2 tRNA genes are annotated in these 397 nt (G+C 49.9%); both read left to right on the forward strand.

What is annotated here, in order from left to right:
- The first annotated feature begins 113 nt into the window (after positions 1 to 113).
- Positions 114 to 190 (forward strand) — tRNA-Ile (locus KNQ11_RS16665).
- A 22-nt stretch (positions 191 to 212) separates the two neighbouring features.
- Positions 213 to 285 (forward strand) — tRNA-Ala (locus KNQ11_RS16670).
- Positions 286 to 397 lie beyond the last annotated feature (112 nt).

Consider the following 397-nt stretch of genomic DNA (forward strand, 5'->3'; position numbering starts at 1 on the left):
AGGTAGCCGTATCGGAAGGTGCGGCTGGATCACCTCCTTTCTAAGGAAAACGTCCCTTACGGGACATGCCCATCGTTCAGTTTTGAGAGTCTAATTCTCTCTAGTCATGGAATGGGCCTATAGCTCAGCCGGTTAGAGCGCACGCCTGATAAGCGTGAGGTCGGTGGTTCGAGTCCACTTAGGCCCACCATTTCCATTATAATTTCAATCCTGGGGCCTTAGCTCAGCTGGGAGAGCGCCTGCCTTGCACGCAGGAGGTCAGCGGTTCGATCCCGCTAGGCTCCATTTGTCTTGTCCTTTGGATAAGGCACTCGCACCTTGAAAACTGAAGACATCAACAAGACATCAAACTTTTAATTAACCATGTCATTAGACGTGTGTTCTTAGAATACCAACG

Origin of the sequence: Exiguobacterium sp. s39, from assembly GCF_018618925.1 — a bacterium.
Lineage (GTDB): Bacteria > Bacillota > Bacilli > Exiguobacteriales > Exiguobacteriaceae > Exiguobacterium_A > Exiguobacterium_A abrahamii.